The 21,042-nt window shown below is 76.9% G+C and carries 5 protein-coding genes; all 5 read right to left on the bottom strand.

Features of this window, described 5'->3' with window-relative positions; genetic code table 11:
• Nucleotides 1-1,344 (bottom strand): beta-ketoacyl synthase N-terminal-like domain-containing protein (locus STBA_RS33525; RefSeq protein WP_171987843.1); only part of this gene is annotated, 1,344 nt, incomplete at its 3' end.
• A 14-nt stretch (nucleotides 1,345-1,358) separates the two neighbouring features.
• Nucleotides 1,359-6,872 carry a type I polyketide synthase gene (locus STBA_RS33520; protein ID WP_077062759.1) on the bottom strand — a complete coding sequence of 1,838 codons (5,514 nt, stop codon included), beginning with the start codon at nucleotides 6,870-6,872 and terminating at the stop codon, nucleotides 1,359-1,361.
• A gap of 25 nt (nucleotides 6,873-6,897) precedes the next feature.
• Nucleotides 6,898-13,356, bottom strand: a complete 6,459-nt coding sequence (locus tag STBA_RS33515) for a type I polyketide synthase (RefSeq protein WP_077062758.1) — start codon at nucleotides 13,354-13,356, stop codon at nucleotides 6,898-6,900.
• A gap of 12 nt (nucleotides 13,357-13,368) precedes the next feature.
• Nucleotides 13,369-18,612, bottom strand: coding sequence for a type I polyketide synthase (locus STBA_RS33510; protein WP_077062757.1), 5,244 nt, complete (start codon nucleotides 18,610-18,612; stop codon nucleotides 13,369-13,371).
• A 57-nt stretch (nucleotides 18,613-18,669) separates the two neighbouring features.
• Nucleotides 18,670-21,042 (bottom strand): type I polyketide synthase (locus tag STBA_RS33505; RefSeq protein ID WP_143659649.1); only part of this gene is annotated, 2,373 nt, incomplete at its 5' end.

The following is a 21,042-nucleotide window of genomic DNA, read 5'->3' as shown; positions in this document are numbered from 1 at the left end:
GGCTCCGAAGGAAGAGACGGCGGCGCGGCGGGGGTGGTCGGCCCCCGGCCAATCCCTGGCCTGCATGAGCAGCTCGACCGAGCCCGAGGACCAGTCGACGTGCGGCGTCGGCTCGTCCACGTGCAGCGTGCGCGGCAGCACCCCGTGCCGCAACGCCATCACCGCCTTGATGATGCCCGCGGCGCCCGCGGCGGCCTGGGTGTGGCCGATGTTCGACTTGACCGAGCCCAGCCACAACGGCCGCCCCGCCGACCGTTCCTGCCCGTAGGTCGCCAGCAGCGCCTGCGCCTCGATCGGGTCGCCCAAAGACGTCCCCGTCCCGTGCGCCTCCAGCAGGTCGATGTCGGCTGCAGTGAGTCCGGCGTCGGCCAGGGCCTGCCGGATGACGCGCTGCTGCGAGGGGCCGTTCGGCGCGGTCAGCCCGTTCGACGCGCCGTCCTGGTTCACCGCGGAGCCCCGCACCACCGCCAGCACCGGATGCCCGTTCCGCCGCGCATCCGAGAGGCGTTCGACGAGGAGGACACCCACGCCCTCCCCCCAGCCGGTGCCGTCGGCCGCGGCGGAGAACGCCTTGCACCGCCCGTCGGGGGCCAGCCCGCGCTGGCGGCTGAACTCCACGAACATGCCGGGTGAGGCCATGACGGCGGCCCCGCCTGCGAGGGCCATGGTGCACTCGCCGTTCCGCAGCGACTGCGCGGCCAGGTGCAGGGCCACCAGCGACGAGGAACACGCCGTGTCCACCGTCACCGCCGGCCCTTCCAGGCCGAACACGTAGGCCAGGCGGCCGGAGATGACGCTGGCCGCGCCGCCGGTCAAGAGGTATCCCTCGAAGTTGTCCGTGGCCCGCTGCATGAGCGCCGCGTATTCCTGGTGCCCGGTGCCGACGAATACGCCGGTACGGCTGCCGCGCAGGGAGTCCGGGACGATCCCGGCCCGTTCGAACGCCTCCCACGAGGTCTCCAGCAGCAGCCGCTGCTGCGGGTCCATCGCCAGCGCCTCGCGCGGGCCGATGCCGAAGAACCCGGCATCGAAGCGGGCGACGCCGTCGAGGAAGCCGCCCTCCCGCCCGTAGGTCCTGCCCCGCCGGTCGGGGTCGGGGTCGTACAGGTTGTCGAGGTCCCAGCCGCGGTCGTCGGGGAAGGGGCCGACGGCGTCACCGCCGGAGTCGATCAGCCGCCACAGCCCCTCGGGGGAGTCGGCGCCGCCGGGGAAGCGGCAGGACATCCCGACGATGGCGATGGGCTCGTGGTCGGCGGCCTCCTTCTGCTTCAGGCGCAGGCGGGTCTCGTGCAGGTCGGCGGTGACCCGCTTCAGGAAGTAGCGGAGCTTGTCTTCTGTGGCCACGTCGGCCCACCCCTTCAGGAGATGCCGAGTTCCTTTTCGATGAAGTCGAAGACTTCATCGTCGGCGGCCGAAGCGAGGCCGTCGGCGCGTGCGGTGTCGCCGGCCGGACTGTCGTCGCAGCGGTCCGCGAGGGCCCGCAGGCGGGCCGCGACCCCGGCGCGGTCGGCCGCTTCGGGCCCGAGGTCGGACAGGGCCGCTTCCAGCCGGTCGAGTTCGGCGAGCACCGGGCTCGTCGAGCGGGTCTCGTCCCCGCGTGCCCCGGGCAGTTCGGCGAGCAGGTGGCGGGCCAGGGCGGTCGAGGTCGGATGGTCGAACACGAGGGTCACGGGCAGCCGCAGCCCCGTGGCCGTGGTGAGGCGGTTGCGCAGTTCGACGGCCGTCAGCGAGTCGAAGCCCAGGTCGTCGAACGCCCGCTCGGGCGCGACGGCGGCGGCTCCGCCGTGGCCGAGTACGTGGGCGACCTGGGCGCGGACGAAGTCGAGGGCGGCTCGTTCCTGCTCGGCGGGCGGCAGGCCGGCGATGCGCCGGACGAGGTCCGCGCCGGGGGCCGTCCGGTTCGGCGCGGCGGCGAGGAGGCCGCGCAGCAGCGGCGGCGGGTCGTCGGGGGCCCGGTGGAGTGCGGCGAGGTTCAGCCGGACGGGCAGCGGGTTCCGTTCCGTGCCGGTCGTGGCGGTGTCGAACAGCGCGAGCGCCTCGTCGGTGGCCAGCGGCACCACGCCCGTGCGGCGCATGCGGGCCAGCGCGGCACCGCCGAGCACGGCGGCCATGCCCGCGCCGCCCGCCCACGGGCCCCAGGCCAGGGACGTGCCCGGCAGTCCGAGTGCGTCGCGGTGGCGCGCCAGCGCGTCGAGGAACGCGTTCGCCGCCGCGTAGTTGCCCTGGCCCGCGCCGCCCAGGGTGGCGGCGGAGGAGGAGAACAGCACGAACGCGGTCAGGGAGGCGTCGCGGGTGAGTTCGTGCAGGTGCCAGGCGGCGTCCGCCTTGGCGCGCAGCACCGTGTCGACGCGCTCCGGGGTCAGCGTTTCGAGCACGCCGTCGTCGACGGCGCCCGCGGCGTGCACGACGGCGGTCAGCGGGTACGCGGCGGGCACCGCGGCCAGCACCTTCGCCAGGGTTTCCCGGTCGGCGACGTCACACGCCTCGATGGTGACGCGGGCGCCGGCCGCGGTGAGCTCGGCGCGCAGTGCGTCGGCGCCCTCGGCGTCGGGCCCCCGGCGGCTGACGAGCAGCAGGTGCCGCCTGCCGTGCACGGTGGCCAGGTGCCGGGCGACGGCGGCGCCGAGGGCGCCGGTGCCGCCGGTGATGAGGACGGTGCCGCCCGCGCCCGGCAGCGGCGCGGTCCCGTCCTGCCGCCCGGCGCGCACGAGGCGCGGCACGAGCAACCGGCCGCTGCGCAGGGCCAGTTGTGGCTCGTCGGCGGGGACGGCGGGGAGGGCGTCGTCGGTGGCGTCGAGGTCGAGCAGTCCGAAGCGGCCGGGGTGCTCGGCCTGCGCGGCCCGCAGCAGGCCCCACAGCGGCGCGCGGTTCAGGTCGGCCACGTCCTCGCCGGGTGCGGTGGAGACGGCACGGCGGGTCACGAGCACCAGGCGGGAGCCGGCGAACCATTCCTCGTCGAGCCAGGCCCGCAGCGCGGTCAGGGTGCGGTCGACGGCTTCCCGGACGGCCTCGGGGCGGAAGGGCTGTGCGGGCGCGGCGTCCGCGAGGAAGACGGTGCCGGGCACGGGGGTGCCGGACCGGGCGGCGGCGGCGAGTGCCGCGAGATCCGGGTACGACGCGTCCGTCTTCCGGTCGGAGCCGACGACGGCGAACGTACCGGTGTCCTCAGGTCCCGCCGACGGCTCCCAGCGCACGCGGAACAGCGCGTCGTGGTGTCCCCCGCGCGCCGCACGCAGCTGTTCCGGCGACACGGGGCGGGCCAGCAGCGCGTCCACGGACGCGACGGGCGCGCCGGTGTCGTCGGTCACCGTCAGGGACCTGGCGCCGGGTCCTGCCGGGGCGAGCCGGACGCGGAGCGCGGCGGGGCCCGCGGCGCGCACGGTGACGCCGCGCCAGGCGAAGGGCAGCAGGACCTGCCCGCCGGTGTTCCCCACGAGGCCCGCGTGCAGGGCCGCGTCGAGCAGGGCGGGGTGCACGCCGAACGGGTCGGCCGCGGTCCGCGCCTCCGCGGGGACGGCGGCTTCGGCGAACACCTCCTCGCCGCGCCGCCACACGGCCCGCAGGCCGCGGAAGGCGGGCCCGTAGGCGAAGCCGTGGCCGGCCACCTCGGCGTAGAAGCCGTCGATGCCGACGGGTTCGGCGCCGGCCGGTGGCCACTCGGCGGCCGGTGCCGGTGCCGTGTCCGGTTCCGGCCCGGTGCCGGGGGCCAGCACGCCGTCCGCGTGCCGCGTCCACGGCTGCCCCGGGTCGGCGTCGTCGGGCCGGGAGTGGAGGGTGAGGGTCCGGCGGCCGGTGTCGTCGGCGGCGCCGACGGTCACCTGGACGCGGGTGCCGCGGCTTCCGGCGAGGATCAGCGGGGCTTCCTGGGTCAGTTCCTCGATGCCGCCGCAGCCCACCAGGCGGGCGGCGTGCGCGGCGAGTTCGAGGTAGGCGGTGCCGGGCACCACGACGGTGCCGAGCACGACGTGGTCGGCGAGCCAGGGGTGGGTCCGCGTCGACAGCCGCCCGGTGAGGACGAGTCCGTCGCCGTCCGCGGTCCTGACCGCGGCGCCCAGCAGGGGGTGCCCCGCCGCGTCCAGGCCCAGGGCGGTGGCGCCCGCGGTGGCCGCCGCGGGCGCCGGCCAGTGCCGCTGCCCCTGGAAGGCGTAGGTGGGCAGGTCCACGGGGCGCCCGCCGCGCGGGCCGTGGAAGGCCCGCCAGTCGACGGGGACTCCCCTGGTGTGGGCGCGTGCCACGGCTGCGACGGCCGTGGCGGGCTCGGGCCGGTTCCGGCGGAGCAGGGGCAGGGCGACGGCGGCGGGTTCGCGCTCGGCGAGCGCGTCGTGGACGAGGGCGGACAGCACGCCGGCCGGGCCGAGTTCGAGGTAGGTGGTGACGCCCTGGGCGGCGAGGTGGCGCAGGCCGTCGTGGAAGCGCACCGGCCGGCGGACGTGCTGGGCCCAGTACTCGGGGGAGCGGACCTGCTCCCCGGTGAGGGGGCGGCCGGTGACGTTCGATACGAGGGGGATCGCGGGCTCGTGCGGCGTCAGGCGTGCGAGGGTGTCGCGGAACGGCTGGAGCATGCCGTCCATGTGCGGGGAGTGGAAGGCGTGGGTGACACGCAGGCGCCTGGTGCGGCGGCCCCGGGCCTCCAACCGGCCGGCGAGGGCGAGAACGGTGTCCTCGTCCCCCGAGATCACCACGGTCCGCGGGCCGTTGACGGCGGCGATGCCCGCCCGGTCGGTGTGCCCTTCGAGGAGGTCGAGCACTTCGGCCTCCCCGGCCTGGAGGGAGACCATGAGCCCGCCGGCCGGGCAGGACCGCATCAGCCGCCCGCGCGCGGTCACGGCGGTGACGGCGTCGTCCAGCGAGAAGACCCCGGCGACGTGGGCGGCGGCGAGTTCGCCGACGGAGTGGCCGAGCAGGAAGTCGGGGCGCAGGCCCCAGGATTCGGCCAGCCGGAACAGCGCCACCTCCAGTGCGAAGAGGGCGGCCTGGGTGAACGCGGTGTCGTGGAGGAGGCGGGCGGGCGCCTCGTTCTCGCGGGCGAACATGATGTCGCGGACCCGCTGCCCGAGGTGGTCGCTCAGCGCCTCGCACACCTCGTCGAGTGCGTCGGCGAACACCGGGTAGTGGGCGTGCAGTTCGCGGCCGGCGCCGGGGCGCTGCGCGCCCTGGCCGGTGAACAGGAAGCCCGTTCTGCCGGGCCGGGGGGCGGTGTCCCGGACGGTGTGCCGCGCGTCCTCGCCGCGGGCGAGCGCGTCGAGCCCCGCGAGCAGGCCGGCGCGGTGCGTGCCGACCACCGCGGCGCGGTGTTCCAGGGCGGCGCGCGTGGTTGCAGTGGCGCGGGCCACGTCGCGCGGGTGCCACTCGGGGTGGGCGGCCACGGCGTCGCGCAGCCGCGCGGCCTGCGCGGGCAGGGCCGCGGCATCGGCGGCGGACACCAGCCAGGGCAGGGGAACGGCCGGGTCCTCGGCCTCCGCGGCGCCCTCCGCGGGAGTCGCGTCGGCTCCCGGGTGTTCGAGGACGAGGTGGGCGTTCGTCCCGCTGATCCCGAAGGAGGAGACGGCGGCGCGGCGCGGGCGGCCGGTGTCCGGCCAGTCCACCGCCTCTGTGAGCAGGCGCACGTCGCCGGAGGACCAGTCGGCGTGCGGCGTCGGCTCGTCCACGTGCAGCGTGCGCGGCAGCACCCCGTGCCGCATCGCCAGCACCATCTTGATCACCCCGGCGGCGCCCGCGGCGAGCTGGGTGTGGCCGATGTTCGACTTCACCGAACCCAGCCACAACGGCCGTCCCGCGGTCCTGTCCTGGCCGTAGGCCGCCAGCAGCGCCTGCGCCTCGATCGGGTCGCCCAGCGACGTGCCCGTGCCGTGCGCCTCCACCGCGTCGACCAGTCCGGCCGACAGCCGGGCGTCGGCGAGGGCGTCCAGGATGACGCGCTGCTGTGCGGGGCCGCTGGGGGCGGTGAGCCCGTTGGACGCGCCGTCCTGGTTCACCGCGGAGCCGCGCACCACCGCGAGCACCGGATGCCCGTTGCGCCGCGCGTCAGAAAGCCGCTCCACGAGCAGCACCCCGGCGCCCTCGCCCCAGGCGGTGCCGTCGGCCGCGGCGGAGAACGCCTTGCACCGGCCGTCGGGGGCCAGGCCGCGCTGGCGGCTGAACTCCACGAACATGTGGGGCGCCGCCATGACGGCGGCCCCGCCGGCCAGGGCCATGGTGCACTCGCCGCGGCGCAGCGCCTGGCAGGCCAGGTGCAGCGCCACCAGCGACGAGGAGCAGGCGGTGTCGACCGTGACGGCCGGGCCTTCCAGGCCGAACACGTAGGCCAGGCGGCCCGAGGCGACGCTGACGGTGGTGCCCGTCAACAGGTAGCCTTCCGCGCCCTCGGCGTGCTGCCCGGCGCTTTCGTAGCCGAGCGGGGCGGCGCCGACGAACACGCCGGTGCGGCTGCCGCGGACCGACCGGGGGTCGAGCCCGGCGCGTTCGAACACCTCCCAGGTGGTTTCCAGCAGCAGCCGCTGCTGCGGGTCCATCGCCAGCGCCTCGCGCGGGCTGATCCCGAAGAACGCGTGGTCGAAACGGTCGGCGCCCGCGACGAACGCCCCGTGCCGCACGTAGCTCTTGCCCGGCCGGTCCGGGTCGGGGTCGAACAGGTCGTCGAGGTCCCAGCCGCGGTCCTCGGGGAAGGGGCCCACGGCGTCGCCGCCCGAGGCCAGCAGCCGCCAGAAGTCCTCGGGGGAACGGACGCCGCCGGGGAAGCGGCAGGCCATGCCCACGATCGCGACGGGCTCCCGCCAGGCGTCTTCGAGCTTCCGGTTGGCCTGCCGCAGTCGTTCGGTCTCCTTCAGCGACGCGCGCAGCGCGTCGAGAAGCTGTTCCTGGGATGCCGCCATCGTCGTCTCCGCACTTCCGGCACGTTCAGAGGTCTGTGGTGTCGAGGGCCATGCCGATCAGTGCGTCGGCGTCCATGGCGTCGATGTCGTGGGGTCCGCGCGCCCCGTCGCCGTCGCCTCCGCTGCCGGGCCCGGGGTCGCGGTCGCGGTCGTGGCCCGCGAGTTCGAGGAGGGTGTCGACGAGGCCCGCCTGCCGGAGCCGGGTCAGCGGGATGGCGGCCAGGGCCGACCTGACCCGGTCCTCCTCCTGCGCCGGCCGGCCTGGCGCGGGGTCCGGGGTGAGCCGGGACCGCAGGTGGGCGGCGAGCGCGGCCGGGGTGGGGTGGTCGAAGACGACGGTGGCCGCGAGGCGCAGGCCGGTCACGGTGTTCAGGCGGTTGCGCAGTTCGACGGCGGTCAACGAGTCGAAACCGAGGGCGCGGAACGCCTGGCCGGTGCGGATGTCGTCCGGCGCGGCGTGCCCGAGGACGGTCGCGGCGTGGGTGCAGACCACGTCGAGGAGCAGGCCGTCCCGTTCGGCCCCGGTCAGCGGCGCGAGCCGCGCCGCGAGGGCCTGCTCCCCCTGACCGTCGCCGACCGCGCCCGCCGCCCGCCGGGCGGGGGCGCCGACGAGATCACGGAGCAGCGCGGGCACGGGGCCCGGCAGCGCCGCCGGGTCGAGCCGGAGCGCCAGCAGGTGCGGGCGCTCGGCGGCGAGGGAGGCGGCGAACAGCGCGAGTCCTTCCTCGTCGGACAGCGGGGTGACGCCCGCCCTGCGCATCCGCGTCAGGTCGCCCGCGTCCAGGTGCCCGGTCATGCCGCTGGCCCGTGCCCAGAGGCCCCAGCCCACGGAGAGGCCGGGCAGTCCGCGGGCGCGGCGGTGCGCGGCGAGGGCGTCGAGGAACGCGTTCGCCGCCGCGTAGTTGGCCTGCCCGGCGCCGCCGAGGGTGGCCGTGGCGGACGAGAACAGCACGAACATCCTCAGGTCGGCGGCGGCGGTCAGCTCGTGCAGGTGCCACGCCGCGCGGATCTTCGGCCGCAGCACGGCGTCGACCTGCCGCGGGGTCAGGGCGGCCAGCACGCCGTCGTCGAGGACCCCGGCCGCGTGGATCACCCCGGTCAGCGGGTGCGCCGCGGGGATACCGCGGAGGGCCGCGGCCAGCTCGTCGCGGTCGGACGCGTCGCAGGCGGCGACCGTCACCCGGGCGCCGAGCGCGGCCAGTTCGTCGACGAGTTGCTTCGCGCCGGGCGCGTCCGCGCCCTGGCGGCTGGTCAGCAGCAGGTGCCGCACGCCGTGGACGGCCACCAGTTCGCGGGCGACCAGGGTGCCGAGCACGCCGGTGCCGCCCGTGACGAGGACGGTCCCCTGCGGGTCGGGCCGGCCGGGCGGCACGGTCAGCACGACCTTGCCGACGTGCCGGGCCTGGCCGATGAAGCGGAACGCGTCGGGGGCGGCCCGCACGTCCCAGGTGGCCACGGGCAGCGGCGCGAGGACGCCGCGCGCGAACAGGTCCTTCAGGTCGGCCAGCATCCGTCCGATGCGTTCGGGACCGGCGTCGATGAGGTCGAACGCCTCGTAGGAGATCCGCGGATGCTTCGCCATCACCTCCGCCGCGTCCCTGATGTCGGTCTTGCCCATTTCGACGAACCGGCCGCCGGGGGCCAGCAGGCGCAGCGACGCGTCGACGTACTCCTGGGCGAGCGAGTTGAGGACGACATCGACGCCGCGCCCCCCGGTGCCGGCGCGGAACCGCTCCTCGAAGCCGAGGTCGCGGGAGGACGCGATCCGTTCCCCGGGGATGCCCATGGCGCGGAGCGTGTCCCATTTGGCGGGACCGGCCGTCGCGTAGACCTCGGCCCCGAGGTGGCGGGCGAGCTGGACGGCGGCCATGCCGACGCCGCCGGTCGCCGCGTGGACGAGGACCCGGTCGCCCGGCCGGACGGCGGCGAGGTCGACCAGGCCGTGGAAGGCGGTCAGGAACGCGATCGGCACGGTCGCGCCTTCGGTGAACGACCAGCCGTCGGGCAGCAGGGTGATCAGCCGCTCGTCGGCCACGGCGACCGGGCCGAACGAGGCGGGCACCATGCCGATCACCCGGTCGCCCGGCGCGAAGCCGGTGACGCCGGGGCCGGTCTGGAGGACGACACCGCCGACCTCGCCGCCCATCACGTCCTGGTCGACCATGCCCAGCGCGAGCAGCACGTCGCGGAAGTTGACGCCCGCGGAGCGCACCGCGATCCGCACCTGGCCTGGTTTCAGCGGCTCGTCGGCCGCGGGGGCGGGCAGCAGCGCGATGTTCTCCAGCGTGCCCTTGCTGGTGACGTCCAGGCGCCAGGGGTCGCCGTCCGGCGGCGGTTGGAGGACGCGGCGGGCGTCCCCGCGGGCCAGCCTGGGGACCAGCACCTCCGCGCCGCGGACGGCGAGTTGCGGCTCGTCGGCCGCGAGGGCGCGGGCCAGGAGCTCGCGGGGGGCGGGCCGGGCGGCAGGGTCGAGGTCGAGCAGCGTGATCCGGCCGGGGTTCTCCGTCTGCGCGGAGCGGACCAGGCCGACGACGGCGGCGTGCACCAGGTCGTGCACGGGCTCGCCCGGCGCCGCGGCCACCGCGCCGCGGGTGACCACGACGAGGCGGGTTCCGGCGAGCCGCTCGTCGGCGAGCCGGTCCCGCACGACGGCCAGCGCCCGGTGGGTGGCCCCGCACGCCGCCTCGGCCACGGTGCCCGCGCCTGGCGGTGGCGGTGGCGGTGGCGGTGGCGGTGGCGGTGGCGGCAGGAACGGCAGGAACAGCACGTCGGGTGCCGGGACTTCGGCGGCCGGGTCCCAGCGGTCGGCGCCGAGGCCGAGGGAGTCCTCGTCCGCCACCGCCCACCGCTCGGCCGGGGGGTCGTCCGGCAGGGCCGCGGGGGCCCAGTCGACGTGCCACAAGGGGCCGCGGGCTGCCGTGAGCTGGTCGCGGGCCACCGGCCGGCTCGCCAGCGAGGCGACGGTGGCGACGGGCGCGCCGGAGGTGTCGGCCACCGCCACCTCGACCGCGTCCCGGCCCGCGGGAGTCAGCCGCGCGCGCAGCGCCGTGGCGCCGGTGGCGTGCAAGGCCACGCCGGTGAAGGAGAACGGCAGGGCGACCCGGCCCGGGTGCGAAAGCGCCGCCGCGTGCAGCGCCGCGTCGAACAGTGCGGGGTGCAGGCCGAACCCCTCGGCGCCGACGCCCCGTTCACCCTGCCCGTCCTGGCCGTCGTGGCCCTCGTGGCCGTCCGGCAGGCGGATCTCGGCGTAGATCTCCGCTCCGCGCCGCCACACCGCGCGCAGGCCGCGGAACCCGGGGCCGTAGTCCAGGCCGTCCGCGGCCAGCCGCTCGTACAGCCCGTCGACGGGCACCGGCTCGGCGCCCTCTGGCGGCCAGACGGCCGGCGCCCAGGCGGGCCGCGGGTCGCGTTCCGCCTCTGGCCGGCGCGCGGCAACGGCCAGGACGCCGGTGGCGTGCCGGGTCCAGGGCGCATCGGCCGCGTCGTCCGGGCGCGCATACAACGTCAGTTCGCGGCGGCCGTGTGCGTCGGGGGCGCCGACGGCCGCCTGGAGCTGGACGCCGCCCGCCTCGGGAACGACCAGCGGCGTCCGCAGCGTCAGCTCCTCGACGAGGTCGCACCCGGCGTGATCGCCCGCGTGCACGGCGAGTTCGGCCAGTGCCACGCCCGGCACCGGCAGGCTGCCGAAGACGCGGTGGCCGGTCAGCCACGGGTGCGTGGCGGTGGACAGCCGCCCGGTGAGGACGAGTGCGTCGTCCCCTGCCAGCGGAACGGCGGCGCGCAGCAGCGGATGCGGCGCCGGGCGCAGCCCGAGGGACGCCGCGTCCGCCGCCGCGGCGCCGGTGTCCTCAAGCCAGTAGCGGCGGCGCCGGAAGGCGTAGGTGGGCAGGTCGACGCGGCGGCGGCCGGTGAACGCCCGCCGCCAGTCGACGAAGACGCCGTTCGCCCACGCCTCCCCGGCGGAGGTCAGGAAGCGCCGCGGGCCGCCCTCGTCACGGCGCAGCGACCCGACGGCCGCGGCGTCCTCGATGCCGACCGTCAGCACCGGGTGCGGGCTGCACTCGACGAAGACCCGGTCGGCGAGGTCTCGCACCACCGTGTCGAAGCGGACGGGCTGCCGCAGGTTCCGGTACCAGTAGGCGGCGTCGAGCCCGGTGGTGTCCAGGAGGCCGCCGGTGACCGTCGAGTGGAACGGCACGGCGCCGGCGCGCGGCGCGATGCCGGACAGGTCGTTCAGGATGCGCTGCCTGAGGCGTTCCACGTGCGGCGAGTGCGAGGCGTAGTCGACGGGAATCCGCCGGGCGCCCAGGTCCGCGGCCACCAGCTCCTCGACGGCGTCGCGGTCGCCGGAGACGACGGTGGAGCGCGGCCCGTTGAGGGCGGCCACCGACAGCCTGCCGCCCCACCGTTCGATTCCGGCCTCGGTCTCCTCGCGCGACAGCGGCACGGAGGCCATGCCGCCGTCACCGGTGATGTCCTTCAGCGCCAGTGAGCGCAGCGCGACGACCCGGGCGGCGTCGTCGAGGGACAGGGCCCCGGCGACGCAGGCGGCGGCGATCTCGCCCTGCGAGTGGCCGGCCACGGCGGACGGCTCGACGCCGAGCGAGCGCCACTGGGCGGCGAGCGCGACCATGACGGCGAACAGGGCGGGCTGCACCACGTCGACACGGCTCAGCTCGCCACGCCCGCGCAGCACGTCGATCAGCGACCAGTCGGTGAACGGCGCGAGCGCGTCGGCGCAGGCCGTCAGGGCCTCGCGGAACACCCGGCTGTGGTCGAGGAGTTCCACGGCCATGCCGGGCCACTGCGAGCCCTGTCCCGGGAAGACGAACACCGGCAGCCGGGGGCGGCTCCCGCCGGCCGGCGCGTCGAGGGCACCCAGCAGCTCGGCGCGGTCCGCGCCGACGGCGACGACGCGGTGCTCGAACGGCGAGCGGCCCGCCGCCAGCGACCAGCCCACGTCGGCCGGGTCCCACTCCGGGTGCGCCTGAACGGCCGCCCGCAGCCGCGCGACCTGGGCGTCCAGGGCGGCGGCCGACCGCGCCGACACCACCCACGGCACGGCCCCGCGCTCCGGCCCCGGTGGCGCGGCGGGCTCCTCGGGCGGCGCCTGTTCCAGGATGACGTGCGCGTTGGTGCCGCTCACGCCGAAGGAGGAGACGGCGGCCCGGCGCGGGCGGCCGGTGTCCGGCCACTCCCTGGCCCGCGTGAGCAGTTCGACAGCACCGGAGGACCAGTCGACGTGCGGCGTCGGCTCGTCCACGTGCAGCGTGCGCGGCAGCACCCCGTGCCGCATCGCCAGCACCATCTTGATCACCCCGGCGGCGCCCGCGGCGGCCTGGGTGTGGCCGATGTTCGACTTCACCGAACCCAGCCACAACGGCCGGCCTTCTGGCCGGTCCCGGCCGTAGGCCGCCAGCAGCGCCTGCGCCTCGATCGGATCGCCGAGCGACGTGCCCGTCCCGTGCGCCTCCACCGCGTCGACGAGGTCGGGGGCGAGCCCCGCATCGTCCAGCGCCTGCCGGATGACGCGCGCCTGCGAGGGGCCGTTCGGCGCGGACAGGCCGCTGCTCGCCCCGTCCTGGTTGACGGCGGAGCCGCGCACCACCGCGAGCACCGGATGCCCGTTCCGCCGCGCGTCAGAAAGCCGTTCGAGCAGCAGCATCCCGACGCCCTCGCCCCAGCCGGTGCCGTCGGCCGCCGCGGCGAAGGACTTGCACCGGCCGTCGCGGGCCAGGCCGCGCTGGCGGCTGAACTCGATCAGGCCGCTGGGCGTCACCATCACGGTGACGCCGCCGGCCAGCGCCATGGTGCAGTCCCCGCGGCGCAGCGCCCCCGCCGCCAGGTGCAGCGCCACGAGCGAGGACGAGCAGGCCGTGTCCACGGTGACGGCCGGGCCCTCAAGACCGAGGGCGTAGGCGATGCGCCCGGAGGCGACGCTGCCCGCGTTGCCCGCGCCGAGAAAACCGGCGACGGGCTCGGGCACCGAGGACAGGCGGGCGGCGTACTCGTGGTACATGAGCCCGGCATAGACCCCGACGCGCTCGCCCCGCACCGACGCCGGGTCGATGCCCGCGCGTTCCATGGCCTCCCAGGACGTTTCGAGCAGCAGCCGCTGCTGCGGGTCCATCGCCAGCGCCTCGCGCGGGCTGATGTCGAAGAACGCCGCGTCGAAGCGGTCGGCGCCGTCGATGTATCCGCCGACCCGCACGTAGGAGGTGCCGGGCCGTTCCCCGTCGGGGTCGTAGAAGGCGTCGGGCCAGCCGCGGTCGGCGGGCGGCTCGCCGATGGCGTCGGTGCCGTCCGCGACGAGCCGCCACAGGTCGTCCGGCGTGCTGACGCCGCCGGGGAGACGGCAGGCCATGCCGATGACGGCGACGGGCTCGCGGTCGGCCTCCTCCAGTTCGCGCACGCGCCGCCGGGTCGCGGTCAGTTCTGCGGTCGCCCACCGGAGGTGCTCGCGCAGCTTGTCTTCGTTTGCCACTTGAGCCAGCTCCTAAAGCGTGTGGGAGTTCAGGGGGGCCGCCCGTTCTTCGGCGCGCAGCCCGTCCAGGACCTCGAACAGTTCGTCGTCAGAAGCCGAGGCCAGGTCGTGCGGCTGCGCGGCGGTCCGCTCACCGCCCCATCTGGCCAGCAGGTCCTTCAGCCGCAGCCCGATGGCCTCCCTGGCGTCCTCGTCCCCGGCGAAGGGCGTCAAGTACGTTTCGAGCCGGTCGAGTTCGGCCAGCGCGGGTCCGACGGGGGTGGTCGCGGCGGCCGTGTTCAGCTCGTCGAGGAGGTACGCGGCGAGGAGGGCCGCGTTGGGGTGGTCGAGCGCGAGGGTCGCGGACAGGCGCAGCCCGGTGGCGTTCGCCAGCCGGTCGCGCAGCTCCAGATCGGTCAGCGAGTCGAAGCCGAGGTCCATGAACCCGCGGCCCGGCTCGATGTCCTCGGGCGTGACCTCGCCGAGTACGGCCGCCGCGTGGGTGCGCACGAGGTCGAGGACGACGCGTTCGCGCTCCGCGTCGCCCAGGGCGGCGAGCCGCTGCGGCAGCGGCTGTGCGGCGGGCCCGGCTTCGGCCCGCGCCTCGGGCCGGGTGTCGTGCCGCGCCTCGGGCCCGGGCGCGGGCTCGACGAGGTGCCGCAGCGGGGCGGGCACCCGGCCGGGCTCCGCGCGGGTGCGCAGCGCGTCGGGGTCCAGGTGCAAGGGCACGAGCGCCGGTTCGCCGAGCGCGCAGCCCGCGTCGAACAGGGCGAGGCCGTCCGCGGTGGACAGCGGCAGCACACCGCCGCGGCCGAGCCTGGCCAGGCCGGTGCCGTCCAGACCGCCGGTCAGCGCGCTGCGTTCCTCCCACAGGCCCCAGGCCAGGGACAGCGCCGGGAGGCCGCAGGCGCGCCGCCGCTGGGCGAGGGCGTCGAGGAACGCGTTGGCCGCGGCGTAGTTGGCCTGGCCGGGCGAGCCGAGGGTGCCCGCGGCGGAGGAGAACAGCACGAACGCGCGGAGTTCGTGGTCGCGCGTCAGCCGGTGCAGGTGCCAGGCCGCGTCCGCCTTGGCCCGCAGCACGCGCGCGAGCCGCTTCGGGGTCAGCGACTCCACGACGCCGTCGTCCAGCTCGCCGGCCGCGTGCACCACCCACGTCAGGGGGCGCGGCAGCCCGCCGAGCAGCCGGGCGAGCGTGTCACGGTCGGACACGTCGCAGGAGACCACCGTCGCCTCCGCGCCCAGCGCGCGCAGCTCGGCGACGAGCGCGGCGGCGCCGGGCGCCCGTTCGCCCGCGCGGCTGGTGAGCAGCAGGTGCCGCGCGCCGCGGGCGGCCAGGTGACGGGCGACGCGGCCGCCGAGTGTCCCCGTCCCGCCGGTGATCAGCACCGTGCCGTCCGGGTCCGGCGGCGCGGGCGCGCCGCCGGGGAACGCCACCGGCGCCAGCCGCGGCCGGAACAGCTGCCCACCGCGCACGGCGAGCTGCGGCTCGTCCGGGGCGAGGGCCGCGGACACCGCCGCGGCCTCGTCGCCGCCCCGGCCGCCCGGCCCGCCCGGCTCGCCCGGCAGGTCGAGCAGCGCGAACCGGCCCGGGTACTCGGCCTGCGCCGAGCGCACCAGGCCCCACACCGCCGCGCCCGCCGGGTCCACGTCCTCGCCCGGCGCCGCGGCCACGGCCCCCCGCGTCACCAGCACGAGACGCGTCGCCGCGAGCCGCGCGTCGGCCGACCAGTCCTGCACCAGCCGCAGGGCGGCGGCCGTCGCGGCCCGCACCGCCGACGGCATGTCGCCCGGCGGGACCTGGAGCGGAACGAGCGCCACGTCCGGCGGATCGGCGCCCAGCGCGGCGAGGTCCGCGTACGGGGTGAGGCAGGCCAGGGGCGGCAGGGCGCCGCGGCCGTCGGCGCCGAGGAACCCCGCCCGGCCGGTGAACGGCGAACCGGCGGGCACGGCCTGCCAGTCGAGCCGGAACAGCGCGTCGCGCACGTTCCGCGGGCCGTCGGCGTGCCGCACCGGACGCAGCACCACGGTGTCGACGCGGGCCAGCGGCGCGCCCGAGGCGTCGGCGATGTCCAGCGCCAGCGCGTCGTCGCCGCGCGGCGCCAGCCGCACCCGCAGCGCCGCGGCGCCCGCGGCGGCCCGCGCGGTGATGCCGCGCCACGTGAACGGCAGCCGCGTGCCGTCCTCGACGGCCGACGGCGCGCCGACCGCCCAGGACTGGAGCGCGGCGTCGAGCAGCGCCGGGTGCAGGCAGAACTGCCGCGCGTCGTCACGCTGCCCGCGCGGCAGGGCGACCTCGGCGAAGACCTCCTCGCCGCGGCGCCACACCGCGCGCAGCCCCTGGAACGCGGGCCCGTAGGCGTAGCCGCGCTCGGCGGCACGCCGGTAGGCGTCGCCGGTGTCGACCGGCCGCGCGCCGTCCGGCGGCCACGCCATCAGATCGGACGGGCCGTCAGGACCGGCGGGCGCCAGCGTCCCGACCGCGTGCCTCGTCCAGGGCCGCCCGGCCGCGTCCGGCCGCGCGTGGAGGCTCACCTCGCGGCGCCCGGACGCATCGGGCGCGCCGGCGGTGAGGCGCATCAGCACGCCACCAGACGGCGGAACGACCAGCGGGGCGTGGAGCGTCAGCTCCTCGACCAGGGCGCAGCCACCGCGTTCCGCCGCCCACAGCGCAAGGTCGACGAAGGCCGCGCCCGGCAGCAGAACGTCGCCGCGCACGGCGTGGTCGGCCAGCCAGGGGTGGGTGCGCAGCGAGAGGCGGCCGGTGAACAACAGCGCCTCGGACTCGGGGAGTTCGACGGCCGCGGTGAGCAGCGGGTGGCCCGCCGCACGCAGCCCCGCCGGGGCCACGTCGGCCGCGGGAGCGCTGTCCGCCAGCCAGTACCGCTCTCGCTGGAAGGCGTAGGTCGGCAGGTCGGCCGACGCGGCCGGGTCGTGGCCGCCGGGGAAGGCGGCGGACCAGTCCACCGGCACGCCGTGGACGTGCAGGGCGGCCAGGGCGGTCAGGAAGTGGGGCACGCCGCCGGGTTCGGCGCCGCCCGCGGCGGGGCCGCCGGCGCCGAGGGGGCGGAGGGAGCCGACGGTCAGCGTTCGGGGGGCGTCACGTTCGCCCGGCTCCGGCTCCGGGCCGAGGCGGACGCACACCCGGTGTCCGCGTTCCCGCAGCCGGTGCAGCACCGCGGCGGCGTCTGCCGTGTCGGTGCGGTGGAACGGCGCCTGTGCCGTCGGCGCCACGGCGGGCGGCGCGGTGCCGGAGACCACCGCGCGGGCGCCCGCCGCCAGCGGCAGGGCGCCCGTAGCGCAGGCCGCGGCGATCTCACCGGCCGCGTCACCCGCCATGGCGGCGGGGTGCACGCCGTGCGCGCGCCACAGCTCGGCCAGGGAGACCAGCACGGCCCACCGCAGCGGCCCGGCCACGGCCTCCCCGCGGGGCGCGCCGCGCAGCGCATCCTGCGGCGACCAGTCCGTCAGCGGGGCGAGCGCCGCGGCACATTCGGCGAAGCGCCGCGCGAACATCGGTGCGGCGTCGAGGAGTCCGGCCGCGGAACCGGGCCACCACGCGCCGCCGCCGGGGAACTCGTACACGACCTTCCCCGCTTCCCCCGCCGCGCCCGACGTCACGCCGGGCGCGCTGCCGCCCGCCGCGAGCGCGGCGAGGCCGCGCACGAGGTCCGCGCGGCCGGTCCCCACGATGACGGCGCGCTGCTCGAACACGGCCCGGGTACGGGCCAGGGCCGCGCCGATCCCGGCCGCGGTGGCGCCCGGCCGGTCCGCCAGATGCGCGGCGAGGCGTTCCGCCTGGGCGCGCAGCGCTTCCCCGGTGCGGCCGGACAGCACCCACGGCACGGCGACCGGCCCGCTTCCGACGCCGTCGTCGCCGGCCCCTTCCGGCGCGGTCGGCGGCGGGTCCTCGATCACCAGATGGGCGTTGGTGCCGCTCACGCCGAACGACGAGACGCCGGCCCGGCGCGGCGTCGCGCCGCGCGGCCAGGGCCGCGCTTCCGTCAGCAGGGAGACCGCGCCCGCCGACCAGTCCACGACGGGCGTCGGCCGGTCGACGTGCAGCGTGGCCGGCAGCGTCCCGTGGCGCAGGGCCATCACCATCTTGATCACGCCCGCCACGCCCGCAGCCGCCTGCGCGTGCCCGATGTTCGACTTGACCGAGCCCAGCCACAACGGCCGCCCCGCCGACCGTTCCTGCCCGTACGTCGCCAACAGCGCCTGCGCCTCGATCGGGTCACCCAAAGACGTCCCCGTCCCATGCGCCTCCACCACATCCACGTCGGCCGCGGACAGGCGGGCGTTCGCCAGCGCCTGACGGATGACGCGCTGCTGCGCCGGGCCGCTCGGCGCCGTCAGGCCACTGCTCGCACCGTCCTGGTTGACGGCACTGCCGCGGATCACGGCCAGAACGCGATGCCCGTTGCGGCGCGCGTCCGACAGCCGTTCGAGCAGCAGCAGCCCGATGCCCTCGCCCAGGCTGGTGCCGTCCGCCTGCCCGGCGAACGCCTTGCACCGCGCGTCCGCGGCGAGGCCCCGCTGCCTGCTGAACTCGACGAGCGCCATGGGGGACGCCATGACGGTCGCCCCGCCGGCCAGCGCCATGGAGCACTCGCCCTGCCGCAGGGACTGGCAGGCCAGATGCAGGGCGACCAGCGAGGACGAGCAGGCCGTGTCCACGGTGACGGCCGGGCCTTCGAGGCCGAACGTGTAGGCGACCCGCCCGGAGGCGACGCTGCCCGTGCTGCCGTTCCCCACGTACCCCTCGTACTCCGGCGGCACCCGGCGCAGCCGCGAGGCGTAGTCCTGGTAGATCACCCCGGCGAACACCCCGGTGCGGCTGCCGCGCCGCTCCGCCGGATCGAGCCCGGCGCGTTCGAACGCCTCCCACGCCGTCTCCAGCAGCAGCCGCTGCTGCGGATCGGTGGCCGACGCCTCCCGCGCGCTCATGCCGAAGAACGCCGCGTCGAACCGGTCCGCGTCGTGCAGGAAACCGCCCTCCCGCACGGAGACCTTTCCGTGCCGGGCGGGATCGGGGTCGTACAGGTCCTCGTCCCAGCCGCGGTCCGCCGGGAACTCCGAGATCGCGTCCGTTCCGTCCGCGAGCAGCCGCCACAGGTCCTCCGGGGACCGGACGCCGCCGGGAAAACGGCAGGCCATGCCCACGATCGCCACCGGCTCGCTGGAGGCCGCCTCCGCCTCGTGCAGCCGCTGACGGGTCTTCCGCAGGTCGGCGGTCAGGCGCTTGAGGTAGTCGAGCACCTTCTCGTCACTCGTCATGTTGACCCTGAGCCCTTCCTTCGCGACGAAGAGTCCGCGCCCGGCGCATGCGGCACGTCATGAGTTGCGCAGTTCGTTCTCGACGATGTCGAAGATCTCCTCCAGGCCGGCGGCCTCGATCTCTCCGGAACCGCCGGCGTTGGTGCCGCCCGGACGGCCCGCACCGTTCTCGCCGTTCTCGCCGTTTCCGCCGTTCTGACCGTTTCCGCCGAGTCGGGTGAGCAGGCTCTGGAGCCTGGCAGCGAGGAGCCCGCGGACCGGATCGTCGGGTGAAAGGCCGGCGAGACCGGCTTCCACACCGTCCAGGCGGGCGAGTACCGGCGGGACCGCCGACTCCGGCACCAGCTGCGCGTCCAGGTGAGCGGCCAGGGCGGCAGCCGTGGGGAAGTCGAAGATCAACGTCGCGGGCAGCCGCAGCCCGGTCGCCGCACCCAGCCGGTTCCGCAACTCCACCGCGCGGAGCGAGTCGAACCCCGACTCCAGGAAGCCGCGGCCGACATCCACCTGGCCGGGCCCGGCCAGCCCCAGAACGGTCGCGACATGCGACCGCACCAGGTCGACCAGCGCCTCCGCCCGTTCCGCGGCGGGCAGTCCCGCCAGCCCGCCAGGGAACCCCGCCGCGTCGCGCTCCGCCCCCGCACCCACCGCCGCCCGAGCCCGCACCACGCGCCGGGCAGCCGTGTCGACGAGTCGGCGCAGCAGCGGCGGCGGCTCCTGCGCCTCGCGCACCGCGGCGAGATCCAGCCGGACGGGCAGCACGACGGGCCGCCCCTCGGCGAGAGCCGCGTCGAACAGCGCGAGGCCGTCCGCCGAAGCCAGCGGCAGCACCCCGGAACGCCGCATGCGCGCGCGGTCCGTTCCGTCGAGGCCGCCGGTCATCCCGCTAGCGGCCTCCCACAGGCCCCAGCCCATCGACACGGCGGGCAGACCCCGCGCCCGGCGGCGCTGGGCCAGGGCGTCGAGGAACGCGTTCGCCGCCGCGTAGTTGGCCTGCCCCGCCGCGCCCAGCACGCCGCCCGCCGCGGAGAACAGCACGAACATCGACAGGTCCGCGTCCCGCGTCAGGTCGTGCAGGTGGCGGGCGGCATCCGCCTTCGGGCGGACGACCGCACGCACCCGTTCCGGCGTCAACGAGCCGAGCACGCCGTCGTCCAGCACGCCTGCGGCGTGTACCACCCCGGCCAGCGGGCGGTCGGCCGGAACGGTGTCGAGCACGGCCGCCAGCGCGTCGCGGTCCGCGGCGTCGCACGCCACCATCGTCACTTCGGCACCCAGACCGGTCAGTTCGGTGACGAGCCGGTCCGCGCCCGCCGCCCGCGGCCCGCGGCGGCTGACCAGCAGCAGGTGCCGCACGCCGTGCGCCTCCACGAGGTGGCGGGCGACCAGGCCGCCAAGCGTTCCCGTCCCGCCGGTGATCAGCACCGTGCCGCCGAGGCCCGGCCAGGCGGGCGCGGCAGCGGGCCGCCGCAGCCGGGCAAGACGCGGCGCCAGCACCCGCCCGCCGCGAACGGCGAGCTGCGGCTCGGCGTCCAGGGGCAGGGCCGACGGCAGCACCGCGGGCTCCCCGCCCCCGTCGGCCGAGGCGGCATCGAGGTCGACGAGCACGATCCGGCCCGGGTGCTCGGCCTGGGCCGACCGCACGGCCCCCCACACGGCCGCGCCCGCGAGGTCCGTCACGTCCTCGCCCTCGGACACGCTCACCGCGCCGCGCGTCACCCACACCAGGCGACTGGCCACGAACCGCCCGTCCGTCAGCCACTCCTGAAGCGACGCCAGCGCGCGCACCACCGCCTCGGCCGGGTCGCCGCCGGGCTCGGGCAGCCACCGCAGCGCCACGGCGGGCGGCGCCGGCTCCCCGGGCAGCAACTCGGCCGACTCGACCGGCGCCTGGTGCGGCGCGTCGGCGGACACCGGAGGCACCTCGGCCCAATCCACGCCGAACAGCGCGTCCCCGACCACGTCGCGCAGTTGCTCCGCCCGCACCGGCCGCACCGCCAGGGACTCGACCGTGGCGACGGGCGCGCCCGTTTCGTCGGCCAGGGCCAGGCTCATGGTGTCCGGGCCGGTCGGCGTGAGCCGCACCCGCAGGGCCGTCGCGCCCGTGGCATGCAGGGTCACCCCCGCCCAGGAGAACGGCAGCCGCACCTCGTCCACCCCACCGACCAGGCTCGTGTGCAGGGCCGCGTCGAGCAGTGCCGGATGCAGGTCGAAGTCGTCACCGTGCCGCTCCTCAGGCAGCCGCACCTCCGCGAAGATCTCCTCCCCGCGCCGCCACGCCGCACGCAACCCCCGGAACGCCGGACCGTACTCGTATCCGTCCTCGGCGAGGCGCTCGTAGAAACCCGGGAGCGGAACGGCCTCGGCGCCGGCCGGCGGCCAGGTGCCGGACAGGTCCTCATCGACGACCGCGGCCACCTCGGCGGTCACGGT

This window comes from Streptomyces sp. MP131-18 (assembly GCF_001984575.1).
Taxonomy (GTDB): domain Bacteria; phylum Actinomycetota; class Actinomycetes; order Streptomycetales; family Streptomycetaceae; genus Streptomyces; species Streptomyces johnsoniae.
Note: the sequence above shows the minus strand (reverse complement) of the source record. Positions and strands in the feature narration are given on the sequence as shown.

Excerpts from the sequence above, each read along its gene's own strand:
- STBA_RS33510 (WP_077062757.1), bottom strand. The coding sequence starts at position 18,612 with ATGACGAGTGACGAGAAGGTGCTCGACTACCTCAAGCGCCTGACCGCC.
- STBA_RS33520 (WP_077062759.1), bottom strand. The coding sequence starts at position 6,872 with ATGGCGGCATCCCAGGAACAGCTTCTCGACGCGCTGCGCGCGTCGCTG.